The 14,486-nt window shown below is 45.2% G+C and carries 12 protein-coding genes; 7 read left to right on the forward strand and 5 right to left on the reverse strand.

Going from position 1 to position 14,486, the window contains the following annotated elements:
• Positions 1-85 precede the first annotated feature (85 nt).
• Positions 86-652: a DUF5366 family protein gene (locus HNY42_RS04920; RefSeq protein WP_131503846.1), complete on the forward strand. Its 567-nt coding sequence runs from the start codon at positions 86-88 to the stop codon at positions 650-652.
• A gap of 1 nt (position 653) precedes the next feature.
• Here the strand turns inward: HNY42_RS04920 and HNY42_RS04925 are convergent, their stop codons facing one another.
• On the reverse strand, positions 654-2,429 hold the full coding sequence (locus tag HNY42_RS04925; protein ID WP_188005194.1) for a transglycosylase domain-containing protein: 1,776 nt from the start codon (positions 2,427-2,429) through the stop codon (positions 654-656).
• A 205-nt stretch (positions 2,430-2,634) separates the two neighbouring features.
• Between HNY42_RS04925 and HNY42_RS04930 the strand changes: the two genes are divergently transcribed.
• Genes HNY42_RS04930 through HNY42_RS04945 form a run of 4 tightly spaced genes read left to right on the forward strand, consistent with a single transcriptional unit; the run spans position 2,635 to position 8,830 of the window.
• Entirely contained in the window at positions 2,635-3,795 is a 1,161-nt protein-coding gene (locus HNY42_RS04930; protein WP_188005195.1) for a glucose-1-phosphate adenylyltransferase, read from the forward strand.
• A gap of 13 nt (positions 3,796-3,808) precedes the next feature.
• On the forward strand, positions 3,809-4,909 hold the full coding sequence (gene glgD / locus HNY42_RS04935) for a glucose-1-phosphate adenylyltransferase subunit GlgD (protein WP_131973269.1): 1,101 nt from the start codon (positions 3,809-3,811) through the stop codon (positions 4,907-4,909).
• Between the two features lie 14 nt (positions 4,910-4,923).
• Positions 4,924-6,375, forward strand: a complete 1,452-nt coding sequence (glgA, locus tag HNY42_RS04940) for a glycogen synthase GlgA (protein ID WP_188005196.1) — start codon at positions 4,924-4,926, stop codon at positions 6,373-6,375.
• A 28-nt stretch (positions 6,376-6,403) separates the two neighbouring features.
• Positions 6,404-8,830 carry a glycogen/starch/alpha-glucan phosphorylase gene (locus HNY42_RS04945; protein WP_188005197.1) on the forward strand — a complete coding sequence of 809 codons (2,427 nt, stop codon included), beginning with the start codon at positions 6,404-6,406 and terminating at the stop codon, positions 8,828-8,830.
• A gap of 34 nt (positions 8,831-8,864) precedes the next feature.
• Here the strand turns inward: HNY42_RS04945 and HNY42_RS04950 are convergent, their stop codons facing one another.
• Positions 8,865-9,680: a sulfurtransferase gene (locus HNY42_RS04950; protein WP_251138686.1), complete on the reverse strand. Its 816-nt coding sequence runs from the start codon at positions 9,678-9,680 to the stop codon at positions 8,865-8,867.
• A 105-nt stretch (positions 9,681-9,785) separates the two neighbouring features.
• Between HNY42_RS04950 and HNY42_RS04955 the strand changes: the two genes are divergently transcribed.
• Together HNY42_RS04955 and HNY42_RS04960 are read left to right on the forward strand one after the other, a co-directional pair.
• Complete coding sequence (locus HNY42_RS04955; protein ID WP_188005198.1) at positions 9,786-11,522, forward strand: phospho-sugar mutase; 1,737 nt, start codon at positions 9,786-9,788, stop codon at positions 11,520-11,522.
• 141 nt (positions 11,523-11,663) lie between these two features.
• A complete protein-coding gene (locus tag HNY42_RS04960) occupies positions 11,664-12,560 on the forward strand; it encodes an aldo/keto reductase (RefSeq protein WP_165871667.1) in 897 nt (298 codons plus the stop codon).
• A gap of 77 nt (positions 12,561-12,637) precedes the next feature.
• Here the strand turns inward: HNY42_RS04960 and HNY42_RS04965 are convergent, their stop codons facing one another.
• The 3 genes from HNY42_RS04965 to HNY42_RS04975 form a co-directional block, all read right to left on the reverse strand.
• Positions 12,638-12,826 carry a hypothetical protein gene (locus HNY42_RS04965; protein ID WP_012369580.1) on the reverse strand — a complete coding sequence of 63 codons (189 nt, stop codon included), beginning with the start codon at positions 12,824-12,826 and terminating at the stop codon, positions 12,638-12,640.
• 141 nt (positions 12,827-12,967) lie between these two features.
• A complete protein-coding gene (locus HNY42_RS04970; RefSeq protein WP_114596516.1) occupies positions 12,968-13,615 on the reverse strand; it encodes an amino acid ABC transporter permease in 648 nt (215 codons plus the stop codon).
• Positions 13,615-14,376 carry a transporter substrate-binding domain-containing protein gene (locus HNY42_RS04975; protein ID WP_131503855.1) on the reverse strand — a complete coding sequence of 254 codons (762 nt, stop codon included), beginning with the start codon at positions 14,374-14,376 and terminating at the stop codon, positions 13,615-13,617. Before HNY42_RS04975 ends, HNY42_RS04970 begins: the two co-directional genes overlap by 1 nt.
• Positions 14,377-14,486: the final 110 nt, after the last annotated feature.

Raw genomic sequence — 14,486 nt, forward strand, 5'->3', positions numbered from 1 at the left:
CTCAATAACCGATATAATCTATTATAGTATACTTGTAAGTGTAATTGTGTGCTACATATGAAATTTCTATGAATGGAGATTCGAAATGCGGACGAACGTCTACTTATTGAGTTATGCCCCTCTGATCAGCATCCTGCTGTTCAGTACGTCTCTTGCGATTGCTACGTCTGAGCTTGCACTGACGTGGTTGAATGACGTCGGGGTGTACGACGAGCTACTACAAATACTTAGTGCACGTAACACGAAGTTGCTCGTATGGCTTGGCTTTTTAATCATTTATTTCATGATCTTCAGTTCTTTGAAACTGATTTCCGATACGATTAATCAGCTTGGGTTTGCGTTTTTCATCAAAGAACAGGTGGGAACGACATTGAGTATGTTACGCCCCGGCAGTATTCTCCTGTTAATCGGAGGATGCATCAGTTTTGCATTCATGACATCGTTCCCGTTAGTTTGTCTCGTACTGGCAAGTTCTTTTTTAATCTATTTTTTCTTTTACGTGTTTCAAATCAGTAAAATGACCTCCACTGCAGGAGCCATCGGACTAGTGGTATTTCTTTTTCTGGCATGGGGCATGTTACTGGCCGGATTGACCTGGGTCGGACTGAGCTTGTTCAATTCGCTAGGACAAGCCGTTTTGTTTACGAAATAAGTCATTGGACAATCGAAGCCCACGTTCTGACCTGTAATGTACTGTTCGCTTCGCTTGGGAAGGCACGGGGAATATCTGCCCCAAGCCAGATTCCTCCGACATGTTGATTCTTTATGCCGACAAACCACATGTCTTTATTGTCGTTTGTCGTACCGGTCTTGCCTCCTGTATAGGCAAAATTAGAATCATAACCCAAGCGTCCTGTTCCATAGGTCATGACGTTGTGGAGCCCTTTGCGCAGTAATTGGTTTGTCCGGCTCGACCAGATCCGGTCCGTTGACATCGTATGCCGGTAAAGTGCTCCCTGATCCGTCGTGATGGTGCGGATCATCGAAGAGGGACTGTAAAGTCCATCATTGACAAAGGTTGTATAGGCACTAGTCAGTTCAAGTGGACTGACGCCATACTTCAACCCGCCTAATGCACTGTTGTAGGAATTATCTTCTTCCGTCCATTGACTGAACCGGAACGGTCGGATCGTCTTCAATCCTTCATTAAACGAAACAGAAAAAGCACGTAAGGCTGGTGTATTGTAGGAGTAAGCAATCGCATCAGCAATCGTCACGCTTCCGAGAATCCGGTTGCTACTGTTTTGCGGACAGTACCCGTCAAAACAAACAGGACTTCCGTCCAATCGACTCGTTAATGTTTTTTTCGTCTTTTCAAGGTAGGGACCATAAACAAGTAATGGTTTCAACGTTGACCCAGGCTGACGGTAAGACTGAACCGCCCGGTTGAGCTGTCCCGGTACATTGGACTTGTTGCCGACAAGTGCTGTTACACCACGTGTATCTCCATCGATTCCGACGTAAGCGCCTTCAATCGGTTGGGGGAGTTGTTGAATCGCTTGTTTGGCCCGCGTCTGTTCTGCCGGATCAAGATAAGTCTGAATGACGGCGCCATGTTGATGTAAATACTGTTCAGCCTGTGACATGCTCAAATTTTTTAAAGCGGCTGTTTGGCGGATTGCTTCTGATACGCTGGCATCAATGTAATCAGGATACCGGATGGTCGGCTTATGAAACGAAAGGTTGACCGACTGCTTCCGGGCTTTGTTTGAAATGTTTTGCGTCTGCTGCAAAGCTTTTAAAATGCGTTGTTGGCGTTTGCTTGTATTTTTCGGAAACCGCAATGGATTGTAAAGAGACGGATTGTTTGGAATCGAAGCCAAATAGCTGACTTCCGCCCAGTTTAAATCTTTTGAATGTTTTCCAAGATAGGATGTTGCTGCGAGTTCGATGCCGTAGATATTATTCGCAAAATAAGCTTGATTGACATACGCCGTTAAAAGCTCTTTTTTTGAATATTTTTGTTCCAGTTCGATCGCAATCAAAATTTCTTTTATTTTTCTAGTATAGGTTTTTTCTGTGGAAAGATAAGTCATCCGTGCCAGTTGCTGGGTGATGGTACTCCCGCCTTGACCTTTGTTATCGCCGGATTGATTTTCTGTAAACGCTCGCAAAATACCGGTGATATCATAACCGTCATGTTGATAAAATCGCCGGTCTTCAATTGCAATGAAAGCCTGCTCGACCTTTGGCGGTAAAGCATTTGCTTTCAAATCATTCCGGCGTAACCCGTCATAAAGCTCGAGGCGTTCTTTTTGATACGTGACAGTAATCGGTTGATAAGATGCGAGGGGGCGATCAGTCGTCTTTTGATCTGCCCAACGGAACAAATCCTGGGCAAGATCCAACTGATTACGAACTGAAAAAAGTGTTAGTACTAAACTAAAAGCTAAAGCCAACACTAAGGTGTATCCGGTCGTGATTCTCATGAAAACTCCTTTCAAACGGCATTTCATTCCTATTATCGGTCTTTTATGGAGAAAACAGTAGAGAAATTTAAGAAATTTGTATTTTAATAAACCTATTTTGCAGGAATGTTATATTAAAAAGAGAAAAGGTGGGTATATAAGAGTATCTGTATAAATTAAAACACATGATTGATGGACAAAAAGAGCACAAACTGGAGGGGACGAAATGGCTAAAAAGAATGTCGTCGCGATGTTGCTTGCTGGCGGAGAAGGAAAACGTCTAGGAGCACTTACGAAACACACTGCAAAACCGGCGGTCGCGTTTGGAGGGAAATATCGAATCATTGATTTCCCGTTATCTAACTGTACGAACTCAGGAATCGACACAGTAGGAGTCTTGACGCAATATGAACCACTTGAACTGAACCGCTATCTTGGAATCGGAAGTGCCTGGGATCTTGACCGCCGTAACGGTGGATTAACGATCCTGCCACCATACCAAGCCCAAAACGGGAAAAACTGGTATGAAGGAACGGCGAATGCCATCTACCGGAATATGAGTTACATCAACCAATACGATCCAGATTATGTGCTTGTATTGTCAGGGGATCACATCTACAAAATGGATTACGAAAAAATGATTGAGGAACATCGTCAAGGGGGAGCAGACGTCACGATTTCTGTTCGCGAAGTCCCTTGGGAAGAAGCACCGCGCTTCGGGATCCTGAATACGGACGAAGATCTTCGAATCAATGAATTTGAAGAAAAACCGGAAAATCCGAAATCAAACCTGGCTTCGATGGGAATTTACGTCTTTAACTGGGATGTCTTGAAACGTCACTTGATTCAAGATGCCGGGGATGCAGAATCAAGCTTTGACTTCGGGAAAAACATCATTCCGAACATGCTATTTGAAAACCTAAATATTCGTGCCTATAAATTCAAGGGATACTGGAAAGACGTCGGAACAATCCAATCACTTTGGGAAGCCAACATGGATTTACTTGCAGCGGATCCGGAGTTTGATTTGTATGAACCGTCTTGGAAAGTACACTCCGTCAATCCAAATCAACAACCACAGTACATCGGGAACAATGCTTCAATCGATACTTCGATCATCAACGAAGGATGCCATATCGAAGGCGAAATCAATCATTCGGTTCTCTTTTACGGCGTTGACGTCGCAGAAGGTTCACTTGTGAAGGATTCGGTCATCTTCCCGAACGTTAAGATCGGTAAAGACGTCACGATTCACCGGGCGATTCTCGCAGACGGCGTCGTCGTAGAAGACGGGGCGACAATCGGAATACCGAACGGCGAAGTCTTTGTCATCGAAGCGAACAGTGTCATTCCGAAAAATGAAGTCATCAAAGAAGCGATCCAATAAGGGGGAAGTACCGATGAAAACAGATTTACTAGGAGTCATCAATCTGAGCGGTGAAGAAGGATTCTTTAAAGAATTGACGGAACACCGCAACTTGGCTGCCGTACCATTCGCAGGTCGTTATCGACTCATCGATTTCACATTAACAAACATGGTTCAAAATGAGATTGCGAATATCGGTGTCTTTACACTTGAAAAATACCGGGCCATGATGGATCATCTTGGATCCGGCAAAGAGTGGGACTTGGACCGGTCAAACGGCGGATTATACATCTTCCCGCCGGCTTTATCACAAGATGCCCATGAATTCCGTGGTGATTTATCAAACTTCCATTTACACCGCGACTTCTTTTTACGCAGTAAAGAGAACTACGTCGTGATTACAGGATCAAATATTTTATCCGCTGTTGATTATCGCGATGTGCTGCGTGAACATAAATCATCCAATGCCGATATTACGGTCGTTTATACGAAGCGTGATTTGCCGTGTAACTATTGCCGTCCGATTCGTTTTAGTGAACAGAACCGTGTGACGGCAATCGGTTCACGCGGGTATGAACCATCGGATGAGACGTTCTACATGGAAACAGTTGTCCTGTCAAAAAACTTGTTCGTCCGTCTTGTTGACGAAGCAATCGGTCGCGGGGAATATGATTTGCTTCAAAGCATCATTCGTTCTCAATTAAACCGACTTCATGTCCATGGTTATGAATACACAGGTACATCACAAGTGATTCATTCCCTTCGTTCGTACTACCGTGAAAGCATGCTGTTACTCGAACAGTGGGGAGCAATCAACGACTTCCAACACGTTTACACGAAAATCAAACACGAACCACCGACACGTTACTTACCGGGATCTACAATCAAGAATTCACTTGTTGCGAACGGATGTAAGCTAGAGGGAACGGCAACGGACAGCATCCTCTTCCGTGGTGTCAAAGTCGGAAAACATGCGCGTATTAAAAACTCGATCATCATGCAAAAATCAGTCATCGAAGAAGGCGCAGTCGTTGAATACGCGATCCTTGACAAAGAGGTAACAGTGAAACGCGGACAAGTCATCCGTGGAACGGCTGAAGAACCGATTGTCATCAAGAAACAAACAATCGTTTAAAAGGGGATGTCATTATGAAGGTATGGTTTGCTGCCACAGAAGCGACACCATTCATCAAGACAGGGGGGCTAGCTGACGTCGTCGGCTCGCTCCCTTTAGCGCTTGCTGAAGAGGGTGCGGAAGTTTCGGTCATTTTACCGAACTACGGTCAAATTAAAGAACAATACAAACAAGAGATGGAATTTTTATTTGATTTCATCGTCCCGGTCGGATGGCGTCAACAATTTGGGGCAGTCTTGCGTCTAAAACAAGACGGTGTGACGTTTTATTTCATCGACAATGAATACTACTTCAAGCGCGATGGTGTAATTTATGGTCATTATGACGATGCGGAGCGTTTTGCGTACTTCTCAAGAGCGGTCCTTGAAATGATTCAACGTGTCGATGCAGAGGAAGTACCGGATGTCATCCATTGTCATGATTGGCAAACCGGCGTCTTACCGGCTTTCTTACGGATTCATTATCAGCATCTCAACCGTTATCAGGAAATCAAAACGGTCTTTACCATCCATAACCTGCAATATCAAGGTGTCTTCCCGGAAGAAGTACTGGGTGATTTGCTTGGTCTCAGTCACGAACACTTCACTGCAGACGGAATTGCCCATAACGGTCTCGTCAACTATATGAAGGCTGGTCTTGTCCATGCCAATCAAATTACTACTGTCAGCCCGTCTTACCGTGATGAAATCATGGATCCCTACTACGGGGAAACACTGGAACCGGTCTTACAACACCGTGCCGTCGACGTCCGAGGAATTTTGAACGGAATTGATTACAGACAGTTCAGTCCGGATACGGATGAACATCTGGTAGAAAACTATGATGTGAAGACGGTTGAAGAAGGTAAAGCAGTGAACAAGGCAGCCTTACAACAGGAACTTGGCTTACCGGTCAATCCGGATGTGCCGTTATTTGGCTTTGTCTCACGTCTTGTCGATCAAAAGGGAATCGATTTACTCGCCCATATCCTGCCTGATCTGTTCGAACTCGATGCACAGTTCATCATTCTTGGTTCGGGAGAAGCGGAGTATGAAGGGTTGTTCCAGCATGCGTCAACGATTCGTCCGGACAAGGTAGCTTCCTACATCGGTTTTGATGTCGGACTCGCCCAACGGATTTATGCCGGCAGTGACGCCTTCTTGATGCCGTCACGTTTCGAACCGTGTGGCCTTAGTCAATTGATCTCGATGAAGTACGGTTCGTTGCCGATTGTTCGGGAAACCGGTGGCTTGCGTGACACTGTCCAACCATTTAATCAGTTCACTTTAGAGGGAAATGGCTTCTCGTTCTCGAATTATAATGCGCAAGAGTTCCTGGATGCAATTAAACGGACGATTGAGACGTATCATGATAAACCTGTATTCAAACATCTGATCGAAACAGCGATGCAAGAAGACTTTAGCTGGATTCGCTCCGCTGATGAATATTTGGCGCTCTATCGTTTAATCGCACCGTCTGTTGACTGAAGGGGATTACGGGAAATGGGGTTTTTAGATGTTCCAAGACAAAGAGAAGTTCAAGAAGAGGTTTAATGAGCGGTTTATTTCCATGCATGGTAAAGCGTTGGATGATGCAACAGAAAATGACGTTTATCAAACGTTAGCCTACATGGTACGGGAATACGTCACAACGGATTGGATGCGGACGAAAGAAGCTTACATTCATAAAAAAAGTAAACAAGTCTATTATTTTTCACTTGAATTTTTACTTGGTCGATTCCTCTACAATAACTTGTTGAGTCTCGATGTGTTAGAAGAGGTACGAAGCGGTCTTTCAGAACTCGGCTATGATTTGGCTGATTTGACGGAAGAAGAACCGGAACCGGGTCTTGGGAATGGAGGACTCGGTCGTTTAGCAGCCTGTTTCCTTGATTCACTCGCAGCACTCGGCTTACCGGGCCATGGAAACGGCATCCGCTATCAATATGGATTATTTAAGCAAAAAATCATCGACGGCTACCAAGTCGAACTTCCGGATAACTGGTTGAAGAACGGCAACATGTGGGAAATCCGTCGTTCCGACAAAGCGGTCGATATTCCGTTCGGAGGAAACGTGTGGTTGGAGGAAGTGAAAGGCGGCAAGTATCGTGTTCATCATGAACCGGCAGAAATCGTTCGTGCTGTTCCGTATGACATGCCGATCGTCGGTTATCAGAACGGCATCGTCAATAACTTACGTCTATGGAGTGCTGAATCACCGTATGACGACGATGAACTGTTAAGCCAACACCGCGGCAACTACAAAGACTTACTCAGTCACAAACAAGCCATTCAGACGATTTCTGAATTCTTATATCCGGATGATACGACATATGAAGGCAAAGTCTTACGTCTGAAGCAGCAGTATTTCTTCGTCTCGGCAGGACTCCGGAGTATCTTATTGTCACATAAAAAACGAAACACATCGCTGAAGCATTTAGGAAATCAAATTGCGATTCATATCAACGATACGCATCCGGTCGTTGCGATTCCTGAATTGATGCGGATTTTGATTGATGAAGAGGAATATTCTTGGGAGGAATCATGGCGGATTACGAAAAGTGTCATGTCCTTTACAAACCATACATTGCTTTCGGAAGCTTTGGAACGCTGGCCGGTTGATCTGTTCCGCAATCTATTGCCGCGCATTTATCTAATCGTCGAAGAAATCAACCGTCGATTCTGTAAGGATGTCCTTGATAATTATCCACATCTGGAAGCGAATATGCGTGAAATTGCCATTATTGCGGACGGGATGATCAACATGGCGAACTTAGCCGTCGTCGGTACCCACTCGACGAACGGTGTAGCCCAAATCCATACGGAAATCCTCAAGCAACGCGAAATGCGTTTGTTTTATGAGATGTTCCCGCTTCGCTTCAATAATAAAACGAACGGAATCACACATCGACGCTGGTTCCTGTTATCGAATCCGGCACTTGCAAATCGTGTAACGGAAGCAATCGGGGACAGTTGGATCAATCATCCGTCTGATTTACAAAAACTGACGAAATTCGCAGAGGATACCACGCTTCAACAGGATATCCAGGCAATCAAGTTGGCGAGTAAAAAAGAATTGGCAGAGTTGATTGAGAATGAGACGGGAATCGTTGTAGATCCACATTCGATTTTTGATGTGCAAGTCAAACGGCTTCATGCGTATAAACGACAATTACTTAACGCGCTTCATATTCATTCGTTGTACTACCGTCTAAAAGAAGATCAATCGTTCCAAATGACGCCACGGACCTTTATTTTTGGGGCAAAGGCGGCCCCGGGCTATCATTATGCCAAAGAAGTCATCCGTTATATCAATTCTTTAGCGAAACTGATTAACTCGGATCCGGATGTCAGCCCTTATATGAAAGTCGTATTCCTTGAGAATTATCGTGTCTCGCTTGCAGAAAAGATTTTCCCGGCAAGTGATGTCAGTGAACAAATTTCGACAGCGAGCTATGAGGCGTCAGGAACGGGAAACATGAAATTCATGATGAACGGCGCCTTGACGATCGGGACACTGGACGGTGCGAACATTGAGATTCGCGATGAGGTGGAAGATCCAAACATCTTCATTTTTGGACTGACCCCACAAGAAGTCATGAACTATAAAAAATATGGCGGCTACAGTGCGTACGATCAATACAGTGCACAACCTGAACTTCGTCGCGTAATCGACGGACTCGTGGACGGATCGCTTTTCCCGACAGGTGAGTTCCAGGCAATTTATGATTCACTGTTGACGTACAATGATGAATACTTGATTTTAAAAGATTTCTTATCGTACCAACAAGCACAGGAAAGAATCGGGCGTGCCTATCAGGACACTGAAAAATGGTACAAGATGGTCATCATGAATATCGGGAAATCGGGCGTCTTCTCGAGCGACCGGACCATTAAAGAATATGCCAATGCCATTTGGAACATCAAACCGGTACAAATCTAAAAAAAGTCCGATGGAAATCGGACTTTCGTGTACGTTATCGTGCGACTTCATCCGTTTGGCTGATCCAGTCGCTGTACGATCCTGCATAGAGCCGGACATCGGTTTTCCCTAAAGCGTGCAAGGCAAGGACATTGACGCAAGCAGTCACGCCGCTGCCGCAATAAAGAATTGGAGATTCCGCTTCGAGCAGATCAGCGTACAATTCCTTCAAATCTTCCGCATCTTTCAAGCGGCGGTCTGGTGAGATTGCCTTTTCGAAGAAGCAATTCACGGCCCCCGGAATGTGACCGGCGACGGGATCAATCGTTTCGTTTTGACCATGAAATCGATCCGGTGACCGGGAATCCACGAGATAGGTTTCTGCCGGACGATTTTTAACCTCTTCATATTGAATCAGCATGTCGTCTTTAAAGTCGGCTTGATAAGTTGATTTTTTTAAAACAGTTGATTCCGTACTCATGGGGAAGTCAAATGCGAGATAAGATGACAGTCCGCCTTCAAGGACGACGACACGTTCATGCCCGGCCCATTTAAAGAGCCACCAGGCACGTGCTGCGTAAGGGAAGCCATCATCATAAAGGACGATGAAATCATCGCGCTGGACCCCGAGTGACTCCAACGTGTGGATCCATTGCTCCTTTGAAGGCAGTGGATGGCGTCCGCCCGTTTCGGAACGTGGTCCTGATAAATCAGTAGATAAATCTAAATACTGTGCGCCCGCGACATGGCTTTCCCTAAACGCATCACGACCATAATCGGGTTGCTGCAAATCATAGCGACAATCAAACCAGCGAATCTGATCCGTATGGACAAGTTGTTGCAAGTCAGTCATTTGAATGGTTGGAAACATGAACATCACCTTGACCCTTTCTAAAGTAATCATATGAAAGGTACCGTTTTATCGCAAGTCGTAACAAATATCTCGTACAAACAAACTTAAAGGAGTGGACACTACATGTCATGGAAAGAGACGTATCAAAAATGGAATCAGTTCGCAGGATTAGAAACTGAACTAAAAGAAGAAATGACGGCGCTTGCGGCAGACGACAAAGCAGCCGAAGAAGCCTTTTACAAAGAGTTGGAATTCGGGACAGGCGGTATGCGTGGTGAGATCGGTGTCGGGACGAACCGGATGAATGTCTACACGGTGCGTAAAGCCTCACAAGGGTTTGCTGACTTTATCAAGGCAGAAGGAGCGGAAGCAGTCGGGCAGGGAATCGTCATCGCACATGACTCCCGTCATTACTCTCCGGAGTTTGCATTAGAAGCAGCGAAGACGCTTGCCAGTAACGGGATTAAAGCGTACTTGTTCGACGGACTCCGTCCAACACCTGAATTGTCATTTGCCGTGCGCGAACTCCGGGCAGCAGGCGGAATCGTCATTACGGCGAGTCACAATCCACCGGAATATAACGGCTACAAAGTCTACGGGAATGATGGTGGACAGTTGCCGCCAAAAGAAGCGGATGATCTTGTCTCTTACGTCAATCAAGTCGAGGACGAACTTTTAATCGAGCTTGAAGCGGAAGAAATCTTGCGCGCGAACGGATTGATTGTTCGTGTCGGAGAACAGCTGGATGACGCGTACCAGGAACAATTAAAAACAATTCGTGTGTTACCGACGATTCAGGACGAGTTGACAGCACCTTTAAAGATTGTCTTTACTCCGCTTCACGGGACAGGCCTTGTACCGGTCACGGTAGGATTAAAGAATTATGGTTTTGAGCATGTAACGGTCGTCGAAGAACAAGCGAAGCCGGATGGCGCCTTCCCGACAGTATCTTCTCCGAATCCGGAAGAGCATGCGGCATTTAAGTTGGCTATCGAGTACGGAGATCGTGTCGATGCGGATGTGTTGCTTGCGACAGACCCGGATGCCGACCGTGTCGGTGTTGCGACACGTGATGCGGATGGAGAATGGGTCGTCCTCACGGGAAACCAGACAGGTGCGTTACTGCTTGATTACATCTTGTCTCAAAAAGCGGCACAAGGCACATTACCGAAAAATGGTTTTGTCGCGAAAACGATTGTCACATCGGAACTTGGTGCTTTGATTGCAAGACATTACGACTTGCATGTTGAGAATACGTTAACAGGATTTAAATTCATCGGTGAAAAAATCAAACAATACAATGAATCCGGAGAATATGAATATCTGTTTGGTTATGAAGAAAGTTATGGCTACCTGATTGGAGATTTCTGCCGTGACAAGGATGCCGTCCAGGCCTGCCTGCTTGCTGCTGAGATGACAGCGTATCACAAGAAAGAAGGACGGACGCTCTATGAGGCGTTACAAGCCATCTATGAGCAGTTCGGTTACTTTGAAGAGTCACTTCGTTCATTGACACTAAAAGGGAAAGACGGTGTAGCACAAATCGGCCGGATCATGGATACATTCCGTGAGCATCCGCCAAAACAAGTGGCCGGTGAAAAAGTCGTCTTATTTGAAGACTATGATGCAAGCATTTCGCATGATTTGGTACAGCATACACCATCACCGATTAACCTTCCAAAATCAAATGTCTTGAAATTTACGTTAGAAGACGGTTCGTGGTTCTGCCTTCGCCCATCCGGGACTGAACCGAAAATTAAATTCTATTTCAGTGTGACATCACCCGATGCTGCAGAGACAACACGTAAACGTCAGATGATTGAAGATGAAGTCATGCAAGAAGTGGAACAGATTCAGTAAGGCCTGCGTTTCAATTAAAAACCGGTAAAGAGGAAACTCTTGCCGGTTTTTTTTATGAGAGGGCGTAACTCGTGCAACCGTTACCAATTTCATGTAAAGTGAACGATGAAGCATCATATAGAGATAGGGAGATGAGTAATGATGGAACGGATACAGTTAACAGAAGATCTTTCATTTTCAAGGGTCATACATGGTTTATGGCGATTAAACGAATGGGAAATGACTGCAGAGCAGCGTCTTGAACTGATTGAACAATGTTTGGCTCTCGGCATCACAACATTCGACCACGCCGACATCTACGGCGATTATACGAACGAAGGGTTGTTCGGTGAAGCACTGGCTCTCAAACCTGAACTCCGCGAACGGATGGAAATCGTCACAAAAACAGGAATCAAGATGAAGGGAAACTACTTCTCGGATCAAAAACTATCATTTTATGATACAACAAAAGAACATATCATTGAACACGCGACACGTTCATTAAAGGAACTGGGTGTCGACTACATTGATACGTTATTAATCCATCGTCCGGATCCATTGATGGATCCTAACGAAATTGCAGAAGCCTTCGTTGAGCTGAAAGAGTCAGGAAAAGTCCGGACGTTTGGTTTGTCAAACCATACACCGGCACAGCAAAGTCTGATTCAATCACGACTGCCGTTCATGCTCGTCACAAATCAGCTTGAACTGTCTGTTGCAGAACTGAAGCACTTCGAAGACGGTTCTGTTGATCTATGCCACGAAAATGAAATGCCGCTCATGGCGTGGAGTCCACTAGCTGGAGGGCGATTATTCAAAGATGAGCAGTTTGCGCCGCTTCGCGACAAGCTCGAGGAAATCGGACATGACATCGGTGCAGAAGCAATCGATGAAGTAGCCTATGCTTGGTTGCTCAAACATCCGGCACGGATCATGCCAATCGTCGGTTCTGGAAAAATTGACCGCATTGAATCAGCTGTTCGGGCGACCCGACTCGAACTGTCACGTGAACAGTGGTTTGAAATCTTAAAAGCTTCCCGTGGACGGGATGTCGATTGAAAAATAGCCTTCGGGCTATTTTTTTTACAAAAAAAGTCCCATCTCAAGGGGGAGTTGAGATGGGAGTATCTATAGGGTTATGCTTCGAGGCGAAGCATTTCCTGACGATATTTATCTAAACGTTCTTTGCTGGCTGTAACAGCTGCTTGATCATGGACCTGGATAGCATCGAAGAGCGTACTGAGCTCATAATCGATTTCGAGGCGTAGCACTGGAATCCGCTGCTCTGCATCTTGTCTACGGAAAGCTTCAATTACTTGTTTCATCTCGGCCACGCTCCTTTTAAAGTTATCAGATAATTCTGATTTTTATTAGTATACTTGATTATTCCCGTGTTGGCTAGTATTAAACCTGAAAAAGATTAAAAAAAACACTTGGAATGTGTAACGATTCCAAGTGTACTTATTCTATTCCGGAATACTGAATCGGGCTTCAAGACGATGTTGCACCGCTTGAATTAATGTCGACATGATCCAATAAATCGCAGCTGAGAACAGTAACAACGGCATGACGAGATAGGTTGTTGCTGAAATCTGATCCGATACATACGTCAGTTCTTCAACGGCTACAATTGTCCCGAGTGAAGTCGATTTGATAATATCAATAACCGAGTTCGACAGGGGAGGAATGGCACGTGAAAGAGCTTGTGGGAGGATAACATCCTTAAACGTCTTCCGGCGTGGAATTCCGAGTGAATCCGCAGCTTCCCATTGTCCGCGATCAACAGACGAAATCGCTGCCCGGAACGATTCCGAGATGTAGGCCGAGAAGTGAAGTGACAGGCCAAATGCTAACGCTTGGAAGCCGGTCAGTTGAAGGACGACGAGACCATTGTATAAAATCAGAATTTGCAGTAACAGTGGCGTTCCTCGGAAAAATGAAACATACAATCTTGCGAAGCCGCTTAAGACGGCAAAACGACTATCCCGCATGACGGCAAGAATCAGACCAAGAAAAAGCGCAAAGACGATGGCAAATCCACTTGCAAGAAGTGTAGTGCCAATCGCCTTTCCGTAAACGTCCGCATTATCGCGGACGATTGTAAACAATTCCATCACTTACTGATGTCCTCGTTAAAGTATTTTTTCCCAAGATCTGCGAGTGTGCCGTCTTTTTGCATCTCTGCGAGTGCTTTGTTGAAGTCCTCTGCATACTTGCTGTTTTTCGCCATCATCAGACCTGATTCGTTTTTGTCAAACGTCTCACCGACGGCTTTTACTTTGTATCCTGCTTTTTTAAGCTCTGTCAGGACAAACAGACGGTCGTTCATCGCAGCGTCGACACGACCTGCTTCAAGGTCTTTTAAGACTTGGTTTGCACCTTTGTAGTACTTGACTTTCGCACCGGCTTTTTCCGCTGTTTTCGCGTAGAGTGAACCTTGTGTCGAACCGACTGTTTTTCCTTTTAAGTCGTCAAGCGTCTTGATGTCATTTGTTTTGTTGTTAACGATGATTGTTGAACCGGAAACTGTATAGGCATCAGAGAACGAATATTTTTCTTTCCGTTCATCTGTGATTCCCATTTGGTTTGCGATGACGTCGATCCGTTTTGAATCAAGTGCCGGGATCAATCCTTTAAAGTCCATCGCTTTGTACTCGACTTTATAGCCGGCACGTTTTGCGACTTCATTCATGACATCGATATCATAACCTGTCAGTTTGCCTTTTTCTTTATACGTAAATGGTGGGTATGTTGCTTCTGTTCCGACCGTTACGATTTTTTCGTCTTTGTTTGCTTCTTCGTTAGAAGCGCCGCACGCCGCTAACACCCCCGCTGTTGATAGTGCTGCTACTGCTAGCTTTAGTCCGTGTTTCATAGCGCTCTCTCCTTTTAATGAATAAATGATTTCAATTCCTAGTTTTCGAATAGGATTAATTTAAGACTACAAGCAGTATCATACAAAGTTACAGGAACGTCTGTCAATAA

Origin of the sequence: Exiguobacterium sp. Helios (assembly GCF_014524545.1) — a bacterium.
Classification (GTDB): domain Bacteria; phylum Bacillota; class Bacilli; order Exiguobacteriales; family Exiguobacteriaceae; genus Exiguobacterium_A.

What these genes read in the sequence shown, in the direction of transcription:
- HNY42_RS04920 (WP_131503846.1), top strand. Translation starts at nt 86, where the DNA reads ATGCGGACGAACGTCTACTTATTGAGTTATGCCCCTCTGATCAGCATC.
- HNY42_RS04960 (WP_165871667.1), top strand. Translation starts at nt 11,664, where the DNA reads ATGGAACGGATACAGTTAACAGAAGATCTTTCATTTTCAAGGGTCATA.
- HNY42_RS04945 (WP_188005197.1), top strand. Translation starts at nt 6,404, where the DNA reads ATGTTCCAAGACAAAGAGAAGTTCAAGAAGAGGTTTAATGAGCGGTTT.
- HNY42_RS04975 (WP_131503855.1), bottom strand. Translation starts at nt 14,376, where the DNA reads ATGAAACACGGACTAAAGCTAGCAGTAGCAGCACTATCAACAGCGGGG.
- HNY42_RS04970 (WP_114596516.1), bottom strand. Translation starts at nt 13,615, where the DNA reads ATGGAATTGTTTACAATCGTCCGCGATAATGCGGACGTTTACGGAAAG.
- glgD (WP_131973269.1), top strand. Translation starts at nt 3,809, where the DNA reads ATGAAAACAGATTTACTAGGAGTCATCAATCTGAGCGGTGAAGAAGGA.
- HNY42_RS04950 (WP_251138686.1), bottom strand. Translation starts at nt 9,680, where the DNA reads ATGTTTCCAACCATTCAAATGACTGACTTGCAACAACTTGTCCATACG.
- glgA (WP_188005196.1), top strand. Translation starts at nt 4,924, where the DNA reads ATGAAGGTATGGTTTGCTGCCACAGAAGCGACACCATTCATCAAGACA.
- HNY42_RS04955 (WP_188005198.1), top strand. Translation starts at nt 9,786, where the DNA reads ATGTCATGGAAAGAGACGTATCAAAAATGGAATCAGTTCGCAGGATTA.
- HNY42_RS04925 (WP_188005194.1), bottom strand. Translation starts at nt 2,429, where the DNA reads ATGAGAATCACGACCGGATACACCTTAGTGTTGGCTTTAGCTTTTAGT.
- HNY42_RS04930 (WP_188005195.1), top strand. Translation starts at nt 2,635, where the DNA reads ATGGCTAAAAAGAATGTCGTCGCGATGTTGCTTGCTGGCGGAGAAGGA.
- HNY42_RS04965 (WP_012369580.1), bottom strand. Translation starts at nt 12,826, where the DNA reads ATGAAACAAGTAATTGAAGCTTTCCGTAGACAAGATGCAGAGCAGCGG.